Origin of the sequence: Lysinibacillus sp. BPa_S21 (assembly GCF_023337795.1) — a bacterium.
GTDB lineage: Bacteria > Bacillota > Bacilli > Bacillales_A > Planococcaceae > Lysinibacillus.
The window spans coordinates 1-16,744 of the sequence record NZ_JALIRS010000021.1; the positions used below are offsets into that span (position 1 = coordinate 1).

Below are 16,744 nucleotides of genomic sequence, written 5' to 3' on the forward strand. Positions count from 1 at the left end.
AGCCAGGATCAAACTCTCCATAAAAAGAAATTTGATTAGCTCAAATTGTTTTGCTGGCATCATGTTTGATGTCCAAAATTTTGTTTCGTTCACTAACTCAAAGTTAGTTACTGAAAACTTTATTGATTACGTTTTGCTTGTTCAGTTTTCAAGGTTCATTTCGTCACTGTTTTCTCAACAGCAACTCTTATATAATATCACGCTACCAACTTGATGTCAACAACTATTTTTATTTTTTATTGTTTCGTCATTAGTTATCTTAGCGACTTGTACTATATTACACTCATAATTTTAAAAGGTCAACACTTTTTCTTAAAAAATATTAATAGTTTTTCACTCCGTCAAGAAACTTCCTATATAATGATTAAGAAAACAATCTAATATAAAACTCACAATCTGAAGATCATTTATGTCTTATTGTTATTAATCTCTATTAAATCAATTTCATAAATTATATTTTTTCAACTGCTACTATTATAGAAACTTACATTGATTATGCCGCTTGTAATAAAGCACTTAGACGGTCTACTATCAACTTGCAGACATTATAAGCAACGTCACTAATAAAATGAGATTTGGGTTTTGTTTCTGTTTTATGAGACATTGTATTAACTGAAAAATTCACCACTTCCTTATCTCTAGTGTTTGAACCCATACTAAACATAAAGAAGCAAGGAACGATGCATAAGCACATCCCTCACTCTTCACTTATTGTTTTACATAATAGTCTATTTGTTGAGCCTTCATAAAGCCTGCCTTCTCATAAACAGAAAGCGCCTTTCGATTGTCAATTTCAACATCCAGCATGACAAATTTCGCACCAATTTTGCTTGCATAATCTTTGGAAAATGAAAGCATCGCAGTACCAATTCCTTGCCCCTCACAGTTTGGATGCACTGCCAATGCTGTTACCCACTGAATTTCATTTTCTTGAGCAGTTGTCACTGTTCCAACAATTTCTCCGTCCTTACGCGCTACCCAAAGCTTTCTTCCAGTCGTTGATGTGTTAAAAGCGATTAACTCCTCAGACTCTTCAGGTAAGTCTCCAAAAGCTGCACTATAAATGGCAATCAGTTCTGCCTGTTGACCTTCATAAGGGATGATTTCGATATCATTCTTTAATTCTACTGACTCTGCTCTTGTTTCTAAAGTGGCCTCTGAAAAGCTATATGCAAAGCCCTTCTTTTCAATAAATGTGTGCCCAAAAGGTGTGCCATCTATTACTACCGCCAATTGCCCTTCTGCCCCACGCTCTTCGAGGCCGACCTGTAAAGCATCCACTAAAGCGGTTCCAATTCCCATTTGACGGTATGGAGGTGTTACAACTAAAGACCATTCATAAGTATGCAGCCCCATTAAATCTATTGCACTAGCTGCACCTACTAATACATCTTTATCGTCCTCATAAGCAAGGACCATAAAGCCCTTCGATTCAAAGGAGCTCGCCATAGGCAAACCCATAGCAGTTTCATATACACGATAATCATGTGTGGTCGCTTCTTCACACAATAATTTTAATTCATTTAATGTTTCCCCGTCTAACGGAAAAGACACTGTCATCACTGAAATATTCATCATTTACTCCGTTCTTGTATTAGACTATTGCCCCATTGTAGCAAGAAAGAAAATAAGCTGGCAACAAAATACACTAACCACTTCTAAATATTAACAATTCCACTTAATTATAGTGAAATTAAAAGGTTCTATATGATTTTTGACGGTTATAATGACCGAAAGTTACTATAATTAACAGATAAAAATCCATCCTACTACACAATTTTATTGAATCCCTATCACCATAACGTTAGGGATTTTTAAAGTATTTGATATGTCAATTGTCACTCACTACCTACTGGCATTATCCATAATTATACTATTTTTACAGACGGATTACATTTAAATTGAATTAAAATAATAGATTCCAACTAAAAAAGAGCAATTCCAATATGAAATCGCTCTTTCTTATGTTTGAGAAATGTGACTTACACCTACATCGTTACTTTCATATTACTCCTCAAGATGATGGGATGAAGATTGCAACATCTGCGCATAGATGCCACCGGACTCCATTAATTTTTGTTGAGGACCCGCTTCAACTAACTCACCTTTGTGCATAACAAGAACAATATCAGCATTATGCACTGTATTTAAACGGTGAGCAATAACAAAACTTGTGCGTCCTTGCATTAACACATCAAGAGCCTCTTGAATCGTAAGCTCCGTAACGGTATCAATACTACTTGTTGCCTCATCCAACAACAGAATTTTAGGATCTGCAATCAAGGCTCGTGCTATTGACAATAACTGCTTTTGACCTTGCGAAATTCCACCGCCATCTGCGACTAGTACTGTGTCATAGCCATCCTTTAGCGTCATAATAAAGTCATGTGCATTTGCACGCTTCGCCGCTTCCTCTATCTCTTCATCGCTAGCATTTAATCGACCGTAACGAATATTTTCACGTACAGATGCTTCAAATAAAAACGGATCCTGTAACACAAAGGCCATTTGCGAGCGCAACGCTTGTCGTTCTATTTGCTGAACATTAACACCATCAAATAAGACCTCACCCTTTGATACTTCATAAAATCTTGCAATAAGCTGTAAGATTGTTGTTTTCCCTGCTCCAGTTGCCCCAACAAGAGCTACCATTTGTCCGGGCTCTACGTTAAAATTAACGTCCTTCAAAGTGTAAGCTTTTTCTGCTTGCTCATATTTAAAGTACACATGTTGAAAGCTTACCTGTCCTAATAGCTTATGTTTTTGTGCTAAAGCCACTTCCTCTTCGGGCTGTTCATCTAGTAATGTAAATACACGCTCAGCACCAGCAACCGCTGACAGCACGGTATTAAATTGATTGGCCAAATCATTTAACGGTCGTGTAAATTGTCTTGCGTATTCTGTAAAAATAACAATTACTCCAATTGACACATGTCCATAAAAAGCCAGTACACCGCCAATACCTGCCACAATTGTAAAGCTCATATTATTTAAAAAGTTCATGACCTTCGGAATATAACCAGAGTATGTCTGTGCCCAAAAACCAGTACTTTTTAATCGTAAGCTTTTTTCGCGAAACTCCCCTTTCATGCGTTCCTCTTGTGAGAAAGCTTTCACAATTCTTTGGCCCGAAATCGTTTCTTCAATCATGCCATTCAGAGCTCCTATGGCTGCTTGCTGTTCCTTAAATAATGGTGCGGTTCTTCGTGTAATCCAACGCATCGCCCAAAACATAATCGGTATAATTGTCATCGTTAATACCGTTAGTAAAGGGCTTAAACTTAGCATGATGATCACTGTTCCTGTAAGCGTTATGACACTAGAAAACACTTGGATAAAGGAACTATTTAATGTTGAACTAACTGCTTCAATATCATTCGTCATCCTACTCATTAACTCTCCATGCTGCCGACGATCAAAAAAGGCAATCGGAAGTCTTTGGAAATGAGCAAATACACTCGTTCGTAATCTATAAATGGTTTGTTGGGCAATACCAATCATCCAAAAGTTTTGCAAAAATAATGATACTGCTAATAGAGCATAAATGCCGATTAACAGCACAATCCCCTTCTCTAGTCCTGCAAGCTCTCCATGTGTTACATACATGTCAATCATTTTTCCGATTAAATACGGTCCAAGAAGAGCCAAAATGGAACTCGCCAAGACAAGTAACAGCACAATAATGAGTAGTACACGTTGTTCATCAACGATTTTCCATAAACGAAGTAGTGTACTTTTCCAATCTGTCGCACGAGGTCCCTTCTTTTTCTTAACAGCTTGCTTTAAATCATCTTTCGTTAAAATCGGCTCATAGCCAAAAGGTTTTTGGAAAAATCCCATCATTCCTCTACCTCCTGTTGGGAGATTGCAATTTTTTTATAGAGCTCTGACGTTTGCAAAAGCTCTTCATGTGTCCCGTATGCGACTGCTTTTCCTGCATCAATAAGTAAAATGCGACTTGCCCCTTTAGCTGTCCGAATTTTTTGAGTGACCACTAGCATTGTCGCTTGTTCCTCACTCAATGCCTCCCATAATGCCTGCTCCGTTTTAACATCAAGCGCACTTGTACTATCATCTAGCATTAAGATATGCCCTTTTCTTAGTAACGCCCTTGCAATAGATAATCTTTGTTTTTGACCACCTGAAAGATTGACGCCCTTCTGACCGACTCTTGTCTCATAACCATTCGGGAAATCCTCCACAGAAGCATGGATTTGCGCTTGCATTGTAGCCTGTAGCACTGCATCCATGTCAGCCTCTGCATCACCCCAGCGAACATTATCAGCAATGCTTCCTGTAAATAATAAAGATTGTTGTGGAACATAGCCGATGATTTCTCGCAGTTCTTGTAAATCCCATTGCTGTACATCTTTCCCCTCTACTACTATTTTACCTTCTGTCACTTCGTAGAAGCGTGGAATAAGCTGTAACAGCGTTGATTTCCCCGCACCTGTTGCCCCCATAATGGCAAGCTTTTCACCAGATTTCACTCGGAAGCTTACATTGGATAGTACAGGAGTATCTCCTCCAGGATAAGTAAAGCTAACATGCTCAAAAGCTAATTCTCCAAAATTCAAGCCTTTAGACGTTTTCTCTGAAGATGATGTGAGCTCAATCTCATTCTCAGTTGAAAGGACTTCTGCCATACGCTCTGCTGAGGCTTTTGCGCGCGCATAAAAAATAATAATAAAGGCAAACATCGAAAACGAGCCTGTCATACGCATTGCATAATTGACAATAGCAACAACATCTCCAAGCGGTGTTGTACCTGAAGCTATTTGTTTTGTTCCAAACCACAGTACTGCTAATAGACTCATATTCATGATGAATAATAGTACAGGCATAATATACTCCATTGTACGTAACGCCTTTACAGTATCTATTTTTAAACGTGAGGCAACTTCATCAAAACGAGAGGATTCATATGTACCGCGTAAATAAGCTTTCACTAATCGAATAGCCTGTAAATTTTCCTGTAGGACACGATTCAAACGATCAACTCTCTTTTGCACAAGTCCAAAATAAGACACGCCTTTTGCCACCATGAAAATAAGAAAAATAAAAATAATGGGTGCGCCAATAACTAAAAACAACGCTAATTTAGCATTTACAATAAAAGCCATAACGATGCTGCCGATAACAGCAAGAGGTGCACGAAGCATAATACGTAAACTCATAAACAGCACCGTCTGAACTTGCGTCACATCATTCGTTAACCGTGTAATAAGAGAAGCTGTTGAGAATTTCTGATAAGTAGCTAATGTAAAGGATTGTATTTTTTCAAACAACGCATTTCGTAAATCATAAGAAAAACTCTGTGCTGTGTGCGATGAAAAATACGAATTTACAACACCAGCTATAAAGGCTACGAAAGATAAGCAAAGTAAAACAATGCCCCATTGCCAAATCATCTCTTGATTTTGAGCTCGTACGCCATCATCTATAATTTTAGCCATAATAAGTGGCTGAGCGAGCTCAACAAACAATTCCAACAGCATTAAACAAAACGCGATCAATGCAGTCCATTTATAAGGCTTTACATAGGAAAAAATTTCTTTCATACTCTCCCCCTCTTCTCAATCAATTATGTCTCTGCTAAATTCGTCCGGAATCAGCTTTGTGTGTTGACCTGCAAAATGTGTTTTGAACGAAAGCGCAGTGCTAACGCAGCGTCAGGTACAGGTGTTGGGGCACCCTCTGAAAGAAGGCAAGGAGTTCCATAAAATTCAAACATAGTAAAGAACTCCTGCGCAGATAGTATTTTTATGCTTTCTCCTCACCTATAGAAAGCCATTACACAAGCAAGCATAACAAACACACCTACTTATTGCCAAAAACCTAGCGATGTATCAAATATGATAACTGAAATAACTATGGCCGTCAGCGGTCTAGAAACAATACTAGTCTCACCAGTAAGTACATCCGATTCTTTTATCGAATGTGCAAGAAACAATGTGCAAAAAGCAAATAGACCAAAGCAATTCCTAAATAAGGCTTTGCTACTAACTAAAAAATAGTCAAATGAAGCGTTCGTTAGTAGGAGGAAAAGACCTATAGGTGTACCAATAATCCCTATCACTTGATATTTCGGTTGCAATTTCTATAAACTAAGAGAGACATAAGCAACAACAACTAGCGGTGCTAGAAACATAGTTTTTGTTTTCAACTGCCGAAAAAATCTTTTGCCAGATAACAATCAATATGTAAATAATCATATATCTGCAAGCAATACACGAATTGTTACCATAAAGGAACCTCTCTATAGCGCATGGTGGAGAAACCACTCTATTAAAGGCTTGGTTGCTCCCCATAACATCGTACCGAGACGATAAAATACTATTCTTTTTAACCTTTCTATACAATTCTTGCTCCCTATATATATACTAAAAAATGGTATATTTCTTCAATTCTTTCCTTATTTTTCGCTAGAAAAGTCCCAAAACTTTTCATTATCAAATATTTACAATCATATTCATAATGACTAATTCCTGATAATTAACTATAATAATAGTATATATAGATTACTCAAGGAGATCGAATAATCATGAGTCATATGCATAAATCATTTACGATCGATGAACATTATTTAAATTCACTTCCTTTTCCTGCTATTGTCATGAATCAAGATGGACAAGTGATAAATTTGGGAAAGCTTGCTGAACAGCTATTTGGTTTTTCAGTTACTACTATTAAAGAACATACCACTTTATTCATTCATGAAAATTTACTACGTCAGCTTTCATTAGAAACCTTTCAAGCCATTTTACAAAATGATGACAGTACGTATATCAATCAAATTCAACTGAAAACGTATACAAATGAAGAAATTACAACAGCGCTACTAGCAAAACCATTTACTGAACAAGGAGAGCATTTCATTCTTATGATGTTTATGCTACCAGAGCTAATGATTAGCTCTGTTTCTAGTAGTAGCACTCTAGTAGACTTAAAACAGGGATTAGACTCGACATTTATGACTGTAACCCTTGATCATGATGGGTTCATTTTAGAATGTAATGCTGAATTTCTAAAAACTAGTCAATGGACACCAAAACGCGTTATTGGTAAAACGTTTTGGCAGCTATTCCCTGATAATAAAGAAAGTGAAAAAATCACGAATACCATCTGGCGGAATTTAAACAGTGGCCAAACGTGGCAAGGTGAAGTAGAAAAAATCACAAAAACAGGTCAGTCTTATTGGGTGCTACTAACAGCTATCCCAACATTTAATATCGAAACAAACGAGCAACAATTTTTTTTAATAGAAAAGGATATTACGAAATCCAAGACAATACAACACCAGCTTGAAAAAATCGCTTATATCGATACAGAAACGGGTCTTATGAATGCACATCGACTCGAAAAAGTGATTTCCACTATGATTGAGGAAGAAAGAAACTTTTCTTTTGTCTATTTAAGTATTGATAAATTTTATACATTAAAAGAGTTACATGATCAGCAAATCGATCAAAGTCTTATTGTAGAGTTTACAAATCGTATAAAAATGTATTTCCAAGATAGCACCATGGCACGTATTAACGAAAATGATTTTGTCGTGATTACACCATTAAGTGAATGGTTTATTCAAGGCTTCCTGTCTTATTTACAACAGCATCCAATTTATAGCAGTAATGTTGCTGTCCCTATTTCTATTAGTGGCGGAATTACACGTTATCCAGAGGATCAAACTACATTCTCCCAACTAATGAAAGCTTCCATTGCTACTATTACAACTGTCCGTGAAGCAGGTGGCGATAGAATCGTCTCATTATCCAAAGCAACACATAAGGCATTGAATCGTAAAGCTTTAATTGAAAAACGTTTACTTCAGGCTCTTGACCAAAAAAATCTAAAGGTTCTCTATCAGCCGCAAATTGATGTTAACACAGGTAAAATCACAGCTGTAGAAGCACTGGTTCGTTGGGAAGATGAAGTAATAGGCGTTGTTTCACCAGATGAGCTTATTCCAATTGCTGAGGAAACTGGTCTTATTAATAATATCGGCTCCTTTATGCTAGAAAAAGCTTGTGAACAGGCACTAATCTGGAAAAAAGCTGGCCTTGATTTAAAAGTATCCATTAACTCTTCTGTACGCGAATTCCGTGATAAAAACATGGCAAAGTCAATCCTTGGAACTTTGGCAAAAACCGGCTGTCCTGCAAGCCTAATTCAAATCGAAATTACCGAGAAATTTGCCCTTGAAGCAGAAGCTGCTACCTTTATCACACAGCAAATGCGTAAACTTGAAAATGAAGGCATTGCCTTTATACTAGATGATTTCGGTACCGGGTATGGTTCATTTAGATATATGCAAATTCTACCGATAGATACATTGAAAATCGATAAGGCATTTACAAGTTCTTTATTAAAATCTGAAAAAACCCAAAAGCTAATGAACGGTATGGTGCAACTCGGAAAATCTATGGAACTTAAAGTTGTAGCAGAAGGTGTCGAAACGGCTGAACAAGCAGACCTATTGATTTCTTATGGCTGTGATGCGATTCAAGGTTACTATATTAGTAAACCAGTTTCTGCTGAAGAGATTGAAGCACTACTAGTTAAATAGTTCATTTAAAAAAGGAGGCTACGTTTAAAACGTTACCTCCTTTTTGTAGTTAAAAAAATATTTTGGCTCTTTGGCTGGATTTCCGTTCCGGCTGAGCGCTTCTCCGGGGCGTCCAACCTCCACTTATGTGCGAAAATTTTTTTACATTATAAAAGAGGTTACATTTGAATATAACCTCCTTCCTTACATTTATTCCATCCGCCAAACTCACGATGTAGCGTCTTATTTCTTATAAACTTTTCGGATTGTCGCCTTACTGCTACGTACAGAACGGAAAATGAGCTGTATAAGAACCTCTGCGAATACAAGTCCTATAACGATGGCACCTGTTACTAAAAATGCTTTCAATCCATACTGTAGCCCTTGTATATAATCATCTTCTACAATATTTCTCATTGCATTATAAGCCATCCCACCCGGGACTAGTGGGATAATACCGCCAACAATAAAAATAATCATTGGCATTTTGAAGCGTCGAGCATACAAATGGGCAACGATAGCAATAACGAAAGAGCTAAAGAATGAGGCATATACTATATCCATGCCATGCTCTGCTAGGACGAAGTAAATCATCCAGCCTATTACTCCAACAAAGCCACAATATATTAAGGTTTTTCTAGGTACATTAAAAATAATTGCGATACCCGCCGTCGCAAAAAAGCTAAGAATCAACTGTGTGATATAGTCCATGTCGTCTGCCTCCTAAAACGATAGGGTAACGGCAATAGCTGCGCCGATTGCAAAAGCTGTTAAAAAGGCCTCTACGCCCTTCGCCATCCCTGACATAAAATGACCTGCTATTAAATCCCGAACTGCATTCGTAATCAAAATACCTGGTACTAGTGGCATAACGGAGCTAATAACAATCTTATCTATTTCTGTACCATGGCCGTATTTCACTGTAAAGACAGCAATCGATCCTACTACTAATGAAGCTGTAAATTCTGAGAAAAATTTCACTTTTGTTAAATCATTTATCAATAAAAGTACTAGGAAGCCTAATCCTCCTGCTAAACAGGCAAAAAGGAAATCAGACCATCCCCCCTTAAACATTATAAGGAAACAACCACTCGCAAGAGCCGCTGCTATGACTTGAATATATGTTGGTAAAAAATAATTTGTTTTTTGTATCGACTTTAGCTCGTCATAAGCTTGTTCTAATGTTATCATGTGAGATGTGAGTCTCCGAGATACTGAATTTACCAAGGCTATTTTTTGTAAATCTGTTACCCTATTGGAAATCGATGTAATTCTCGTCGGCTGTGTCTTGCCTAACGAAAAAATGATCCCTGTAGGTGTGGCATAACATTGCGCATCCAGCATATTTTGAGAATGTGCCATGCGTAACATTGTATCTTCCACACGGTATGTTTCTGCACCACTTTCAATCATAATTCGCCCTGCAAGCAATAAGCAGTCAATCGTAAATTCATTATCCACTTCATGTAAAACCATTGCAGTTATCTGCCTCCTTTAAAAGGTTCCTTGCCAATAGTATCGAACTGCAAATAAAAACTCAACTAAAAATTTAACTTTTAACCAAAGTACTTTGGCTTTCATATACTGAAGATGGTAAGCTTTTATTCTTGAAGACGGGTTTCCCATAAATTGATAGCAGAACTTCATAGATTCATATAACTTTTTCAAGGACTAACACGTCTGATTTTATAAGAAGTATAGAAAAATACACAAGGAAGGAGCGTATCCATCAAAATGCCGGAACGCAGAAAAAGACGCGGCCCAATGATTGATTTCCTATTAATCGGCCTTATCATTACATTAACGACTATTATTTTAGTCATTATCCTATCAAAGGATGACTTTAAGTTTCAAAAAATTAGTGCCTCTAAAGAGTCAACTGCTGATTCAATAAAGAGTAATATCTCCACAGAAAGCTCTGCGTTTCCGGGTATACGTATTGTAACAGATGTATCTAATGATAAGCGAACACCTTTTGCTATTCATTATCCGGAAACAGATAATAAAACTTTTAACGATGCTGTATTAAAGTACATAACAGAGTCAAAAGAAAGCTATCTGTCAGCTATGAACGAAAATAAAGATAAAGAGGTAATGGGTGAGCTTAATATTAGCTTGGAAACTTTCCCATATCAAAAACATTACTATTCTTTTGTATTAACAAAAATGTTGTATACAGGCGGAGCTAATCCCGAGATTTCAACAAAAACATTCTTCATCAATAGTGAAACTGATAAACAAATCTCCATTAAAACATTGTTAAACAACGATGAAAACAGCTTATCGGCATTAGCTACTCATGTACGTAATGACTTACAACAAAATCTCAAGTTAAAGGATGACCTTTTCAAGGAGGATTTAATAAAGTCGACTGAACCAAAGTGGTCTAACTTCAATCGCTTTGCTATCGTTGATAATTCGCTACAATTCTATTTTGATAAGTATGAGATTGCTAACGGAGCAGCTGGTCCACAAATTGTGAAGCTTCCCCTATCCCTTATCAATCCATTGTTAGCCTCTGATTTCCAGATTGCCATGAAAAAGCCGGTAAAACCAGCCGATATTGGAGATCCAAACAAAAAACGTATTGCCTTAACTTTTGATGATGGCCCACATCCAAAGGTTACAGAACAGATTTTAGATACGCTCGATAAGTATCATGCAAAAGCTACCTTCTTTATGCTTGGTAGTCGTGTACAATATTACCCTGAGATCGCAAGAGACGTACTTGCACGGGGACATGAAATAGGTAACCATTCATGGAACCATCCAGTATTAACAAAATTGTCACTCGAATCGGCAGTAAATCAATACACATCTACAGTAGCGGAAATAGAGAAGGCAATTAATCAAAAGCCAACTGTATTTAGACCTCCATACGGAGCAACAAACGATTCGATTAACGCGCAAATTCCTATTCCTGTTGTTTTATGGTCGATCGATACATTAGATTGGAAGCATCGCAATGCGCAACAATTACTACCTAATGTCAAAAACAATTTACACAACAATGCCATTGTCTTAATGCATGATATTCACCAATCGACTGCAGATGGTCTTGATTCCGTACTTGCTTATTTACAAGGGCAAGGCTATGAATTCGTGACAGTATCGGAAATCCTTCCATATCGTCAAAAATAACTAACCACATAATAAAGTAAAAGGATTCACGCACAGTTTTGTGTGTGAATCCTTTTTGCTCTTTTGAAGGTAGATGTCGATAAAAATTAAAAGTTAGGTGATAAAACGCGAAAGTTGGTAGATAAAATTTAAAAGTTGGGCGATAAAACGTGAAAGTTGGGCGATAAAACGTGAAAGTTGGTCAATAAACTATAAAAGTTGGGCGATAACTCCTGAAAACAACATGAAAAGTCCAATAAACGCTAACTTGAGTTTATTGGACTTTCTTTTTATTTGATCGTTAATGTATCAAGTGGTTTGAAGTCTTTTAGCTGATAGCTCTTTACTTCATTGTTAGCTACTGTGTAAAGAGTGTCATCTATATAGACTACTCGCTGTACACGCTGCTCCCAATTTTCATACTGATCGCCAGTGCTTTTATTAACAATATTTCCTTTTAGGACGATTCCTTTATCAGCAGTGATTTCATAGATTTGTGCACCTTGACCTTTGTAGACGATTTCATCACCCTTCCCTGCATCATACAGGACAACTGGGAAACCAAAATAATTGTATTCCTTATTGCGGAATAGCGCTTTAGGATTGTTTTGAACTTCGGAGTACGAGCCTTCTCCACCGATTTTTACTGTTGATTGTTCCTTTGGATTTTTGAAATCTGAAACATCAAACAATGACATTTTCATATTAGTTGTGACCGTCAAATTACGCTTCGAATATGCATTATAGCGTTGCTCGGTATCATAGCCAATACCGATTAAATGTGTATCGTCTAGTGGATGCAAATAGTTACTAAAGCCTGGAATTTTCAGCTCACCTAGCACAGTTGGCTTTTTCGGATTTGCTACATCAATAACAAACAGCGGATCCACTTGCTTAAATGTTACCACATATGCTTTTTCGCCCATAAAGCGTGCAGCATACACTTTTTCACCAGGAGCTAAATCTTTTACTGCACCGAGCTCTTGTAAATTTCCATCTAAAATAAATAGGTGGTTTCGTGATATTTTTTGTTCATCCCACGCATTTCCTTCAGTTGTAACGATTCGGAAATTACCTTCATACTCATCCATTGAATATTGATTTAACACTGTTCCTTTTACTTCCGTAGTACCTACAAAATTCATGGTAGTTCCATCAAAATTCCATTTAAAAACTTGTGTATTAGTTGTTCTTGGCATCCAAATCATATCCGTCATGCGACCAACAGAAGGTAGTAGATTTCCATCATAAATTGGTGTTGTTAAATAAAGTGCATTCTCCGACATATAAAGTCCACTACTACCACCTAAGTATCCCTTAGTGTTCGCCGTTGTCTTTGCACCATTTTTTAAATCCACCGCTGTAATTAAGCTATAGGATCCATCCATTGTATTTGGTAAAATAGAGATTTTCTCTAGAGGTAAATTTTTGTACTCATTTCCTTCTACACTATCAAATGTTTTCGGTTTTAAATCCAGCGTTTTTTGCTCTCTAAGCATCCAATAATTCGGATACATATTACCGATTAAATATAATGTATCATCTGTAATTCGAATATCGTTTAAATATCCCTCTTGCCCTACTTTACGTATGAGTTTCGGATTCTTTGGGTTTGAAATATCATACAAAGTAGCTATCGACATACTCGTGCCTACTTTCTCTAAATATTCATCCCCAATCACTATTAATAAATTATTATATAATGCTAGCTTCGAAATATATTGTGATTCCTTTAGCTTGATTGTTGTTGCTAACTTTAAATTTTTCGGATCTTTAGCATCTACTACCGTAATGCCCTGATCTTTTACTGCATAAATAAAGCCATCTTTAACAACTACAATATCTCCTTCTTCGACTCCTTCGACTTGATTATTCGTTGTTGAGGAGTTATCTGCACTCGCTTTGTCTTCACTCTTTGCAATTTCTACAGTTGCCTCATTAAGTCCTTTTTGTGAGTTAGCTAAAAGTGTTTCGAAATATTGTTGAAGTTCTTTTTCTGATTTTACAGCTTCAAGCTTTTCAATAATGGTAAATGCTATTACTTGCGATGTTGTTTTAGGTCCATCTAATACAAACGCTTCTTTCTTCACATGTAATTTATAGCTTCCAGGTGCTAAATCACTTACGAGTATTGTCTTTTTATCTTTCTCCAATGTTACTGTTGCTGTTACCTTTTGATTTTTGCTATTTGTTACGTAAACATTACCTTCCACTACTTTGTTTTCTTTTAGTTCCTCCGTAAAGGATACTTGCCAGCTATGGGTAGTCGTACTCACACTCTTAGTTTGCGCCTCTACTTTAGGGGTCGGGACCAGCACAATAATTCCTGGCAAAATAGCTAGTACTGCGATGAGTAAAATTGCCAACCGCTTATTTCTCATTATTTTCCTCCCTTTCATAAACTTGTTTATCAATTAGACTACCAAATAACAGGAAAGTTACAATATTCCAAATTTTTTAGCAAAAAACGAGAGGAAGTAAATCCCTCTCGTCTTATATAGACTATAATTGCGAGCAGCTGCTAATGTATTTTACGTTAGCTGCTGCCCTTTTCTATGTTTAGACACTAGATATATGATTATGCATTATAGAAATCAGATCTGCCTCTACTTTTGAATCTAAAACTATCGTATATTACTGTACATTTACTGTATATGTCCCGTTTTCATTATCAAATTTATAAATATATAAATAATACTTTCCTGGTTTCGCAGTAAATTTACCTTTTATACTATTTCCATCTTCCTGTCCATATGCTACGTAATTTCGCATATCAGATTCATGACAAAGCACCCATGTCATGCCAATTTGATTTTCATTCAGAACAGAAATATCGATTTCTTTTGGAGACGTAACATCGAATGTGTATATATCCGTATGATCATCATCCATCAAGCTACCTTTTAAAGACTTATTAAATGGGATCATTTTTGCTTCTTCTGGACGATTATTTGGTTCTAGCTCTGTTTGTGCACTATTTTGTACATTTACTGTATATGTCCCTTTTTCTTTATCAAATTTATAAATATATAAATAATACTTCCCTGGCTCTGCATGAAGTTTACCTTTTATACTATTTCCATCTTCCTGTCCATATGCTACATAATTTTGCTTATCAGACTCATGATAAAGCACCCATGTCATGCCGATTTGATTTTCATTTAAGACAGAAATATCGATTTCTTCTGGAGACGTAACTTCGAATGTGTATGCATCCGTATCATCATCACCAACTAAATCACCTTTTAGAGGCGTATTAAATGGAATGTTCTTCGCTTCTTCTGGATGAGGATTCCCTGTTTGTTCGCCCTTCCGTACAGATACAATTGTACGATCTTTACTTTCTATTCCCTTATCATTTTTCACTGTTAATGTCACATTATATGTACCTTCTTTTTCGTATACATGAGTAGGGTTTGCCTCTTCACTTGTTTGTCCATCACCAAAATCCCAAAGGTAAGAAACTATTTCTCCATCCTTATCTTTTGAACCTTCACTCTTGAACTGGACTTCTTCATTTTCGCCCCCAGCATATGGACCATTGATATTTACTATAGGCGCTTGACGATCTCCTTCATCCGTCGCAACGCCGTGGAAAACAATATCATATTCAAACTGATTTGCCGCATTCACACGGTAGTTTACAAAATACGCCGTCACTGTTTTATAGCCGCTCCACTCTTTTTGTGACAGTTGTTCCAGTACTTGGTTCACTTGCTTACTCATCGTTTTCCAATCTTCGGATTCACCTTTTGTTTCATTACCTATATACGTACCTTCGAGTGTAAATGTATTAAAGAATTGAGACTTATGCTTTGTCATTTTTACATCTTTTACGTTAGCAACATCGACAATTTCTTGCTCCACTTCATTTAATGCTTTTGGTTTATGTTGCACTAAATAATCATCTGATACTTGTGGCACCTCGTATTTTTCTTGATTATCAATCAATTGCTGCATATAGGCTTGGAATTCCGTATTTAGTTGTGGATCTTTACTTAAAGTGTCACGATACGCATCATAATTTTTCACATCGTTCGCACGAATTAAATCTTGAATCCTATCAAATGTTTCAAATTGATGATTATACATATAAGACTGTAGTGCAAATGAATAATTATAAAAATCCCACGATCCATATTTTGCAAACATTGTTTGTTCAGCTGTATAGCGTTGTGATGGATCATCTGATAATCCACTAATAATACTCTTACGCGGAACAACATCATTTGTTCGCGTTGATCCTGCAAAGAATTCTGCATTTCCTTCTTGGAACCATGTTAGTCGCTCATTTTGGTACATATCTCCTCTTCCGAATAAACCAGGAACCTCGAATCTTGCCTGTAAATAATGAGTAAATTCATGGCGGAACAACTCTTCTAAACTATAAATACTTTGCTCCGGCGTACGTTCATATGTAAAGAACGTTCCATTCTCTTCAATATAAATACCACCATTATTTGTTTCATATCCGTACAATTGACGATTTAATCGATATTGATCTGGAGAGTTATAAATGACAACTGTTAATACATCATCTGCATTGCCTGGTTCTAATGCTTTATCATTCCCAATTACACGATGATATTGTGCTTTTACTTCTTTTGCAGCCCAATATAATCTTTGAATTTTGTCTTCTGTTACTTGATCTCCCGTCTTAAATACAATTGATCCATTATCAAATGTATATGTTTTCGGTAAATACTCCTTCTTTCCTTCCTCACGTACTTTCTGTAAATCCACTGTATTTCCATCATTGTCTTTTCTATCATAATTTGTAGTAATTTGCTCTACTGCCACAAAATATGCTTCACTTAAATATGGATACATATGCATCGCTTGTGTAACAACTTCTAAACCTTTATTCGGATTACTATGGAATTTCCCTAAACGCCCTGCATAATAAATACCATTATTGATTAACCAACTATTATCTTCTGTAACATTATGTAAAAGAGCAATTTTATTCACTTCATTTATGAAACTATCAATCTTTCCATACCACATCGTCGTATTAGCTTCTTTACGTGCATCATGCAAATACGACTGCAAGTCAAAATCAATCCCATGTATTACATC

General features: G+C 36.5%; 8 protein-coding genes and 1 pseudogene. 2 read left to right on the top strand and 7 right to left on the bottom strand.

Features of this window, described 5'->3' with window-relative positions:
• Positions 1-708 precede the first annotated feature (708 nt).
• From MOK21_RS22450 to MOK21_RS22460, 3 genes are all read right to left on the bottom strand, one after another.
• A complete protein-coding gene (locus MOK21_RS22450) occupies positions 709-1,575 on the bottom strand; it encodes a GNAT family N-acetyltransferase (RefSeq protein WP_249076169.1) in 867 nt (288 codons plus the stop codon).
• Positions 1,576-2,007: 432 nt separating this feature from the next.
• Positions 2,008-3,840 (bottom strand): ABC transporter ATP-binding protein, encoded by a 1,833-nt coding sequence (locus tag MOK21_RS22455; protein WP_249076196.1) that lies wholly within the window; start codon positions 3,838-3,840, stop codon positions 2,008-2,010.
• Positions 3,840-5,561 carry an ABC transporter ATP-binding protein gene (locus MOK21_RS22460; RefSeq protein WP_249076170.1) on the bottom strand — a complete coding sequence of 574 codons (1,722 nt, stop codon included), beginning with the start codon at positions 5,559-5,561 and terminating at the stop codon, positions 3,840-3,842. The genes MOK21_RS22455 and MOK21_RS22460 overlap by 1 nt, the downstream gene beginning before the upstream one ends.
• Before the next feature lie 983 nt (positions 5,562-6,544).
• Here MOK21_RS22460 and MOK21_RS22465 point away from each other — a divergent pair.
• Positions 6,545-8,566 (top strand): GGDEF domain-containing phosphodiesterase, encoded by a 2,022-nt coding sequence (locus MOK21_RS22465; protein ID WP_249076171.1) that lies wholly within the window; start codon positions 6,545-6,547, stop codon positions 8,564-8,566.
• Positions 8,567-8,788: 222 nt separating this feature from the next.
• Here the strand turns inward: MOK21_RS22465 and MOK21_RS22470 are convergent, their stop codons facing one another.
• Together MOK21_RS22470 and MOK21_RS22475 are read right to left on the bottom strand one after the other, a co-directional pair.
• On the bottom strand, positions 8,789-9,256 hold the full coding sequence (locus tag MOK21_RS22470; RefSeq protein WP_249076172.1) for a threonine/serine exporter family protein: 468 nt from the start codon (positions 9,254-9,256) through the stop codon (positions 8,789-8,791).
• A gap of 12 nt (positions 9,257-9,268) precedes the next feature.
• Positions 9,269-10,021 (bottom strand): threonine/serine exporter family protein, encoded by a 753-nt coding sequence (locus tag MOK21_RS22475; RefSeq protein ID WP_249076173.1) that lies wholly within the window; start codon positions 10,019-10,021, stop codon positions 9,269-9,271.
• Between the two features lie 258 nt (positions 10,022-10,279).
• Here MOK21_RS22475 and MOK21_RS22480 point away from each other — a divergent pair, with 258 nt between their 5' ends.
• Positions 10,280-11,686 (top strand): polysaccharide deacetylase family protein, encoded by a 1,407-nt coding sequence (locus MOK21_RS22480; RefSeq protein WP_249076174.1) that lies wholly within the window; start codon positions 10,280-10,282, stop codon positions 11,684-11,686.
• A 269-nt stretch (positions 11,687-11,955) separates the two neighbouring features.
• Here the strand turns inward: MOK21_RS22480 and MOK21_RS22485 are convergent, their stop codons facing one another.
• Positions 11,956-14,046, bottom strand: coding sequence for a beta-propeller domain-containing protein (locus MOK21_RS22485; RefSeq protein ID WP_249076175.1), 2,091 nt, complete (start codon positions 14,044-14,046; stop codon positions 11,956-11,958).
• Between the two features lie 253 nt (positions 14,047-14,299).
• Positions 14,300-16,690 (bottom strand): annotated as a pseudogene (locus MOK21_RS22490) (collagenase); the annotation flags it as partial.
• Positions 16,691-16,744: the final 54 nt, after the last annotated feature.

What these genes read in the sequence shown, in the direction of transcription:
- MOK21_RS22450 (WP_249076169.1), bottom strand. Translation starts at nt 1,575, where the DNA reads ATGAATATTTCAGTGATGACAGTGTCTTTTCCGTTAGACGGGGAAACA.
- MOK21_RS22455 (WP_249076196.1), bottom strand. Translation starts at nt 3,840, where the DNA reads ATGGGATTTTTCCAAAAACCTTTTGGCTATGAGCCGATTTTAACGAAA.
- MOK21_RS22460 (WP_249076170.1), bottom strand. Translation starts at nt 5,561, where the DNA reads ATGAAAGAAATTTTTTCCTATGTAAAGCCTTATAAATGGACTGCATTG.
- MOK21_RS22465 (WP_249076171.1), top strand. Translation starts at nt 6,545, where the DNA reads ATGAGTCATATGCATAAATCATTTACGATCGATGAACATTATTTAAAT.
- MOK21_RS22470 (WP_249076172.1), bottom strand. Translation starts at nt 9,256, where the DNA reads ATGGACTATATCACACAGTTGATTCTTAGCTTTTTTGCGACGGCGGGT.
- MOK21_RS22475 (WP_249076173.1), bottom strand. Translation starts at nt 10,021, where the DNA reads ATGGTTTTACATGAAGTGGATAATGAATTTACGATTGACTGCTTATTG.
- MOK21_RS22480 (WP_249076174.1), top strand. Translation starts at nt 10,280, where the DNA reads ATGCCGGAACGCAGAAAAAGACGCGGCCCAATGATTGATTTCCTATTA.
- MOK21_RS22485 (WP_249076175.1), bottom strand. Translation starts at nt 14,046, where the DNA reads ATGAGAAATAAGCGGTTGGCAATTTTACTCATCGCAGTACTAGCTATT.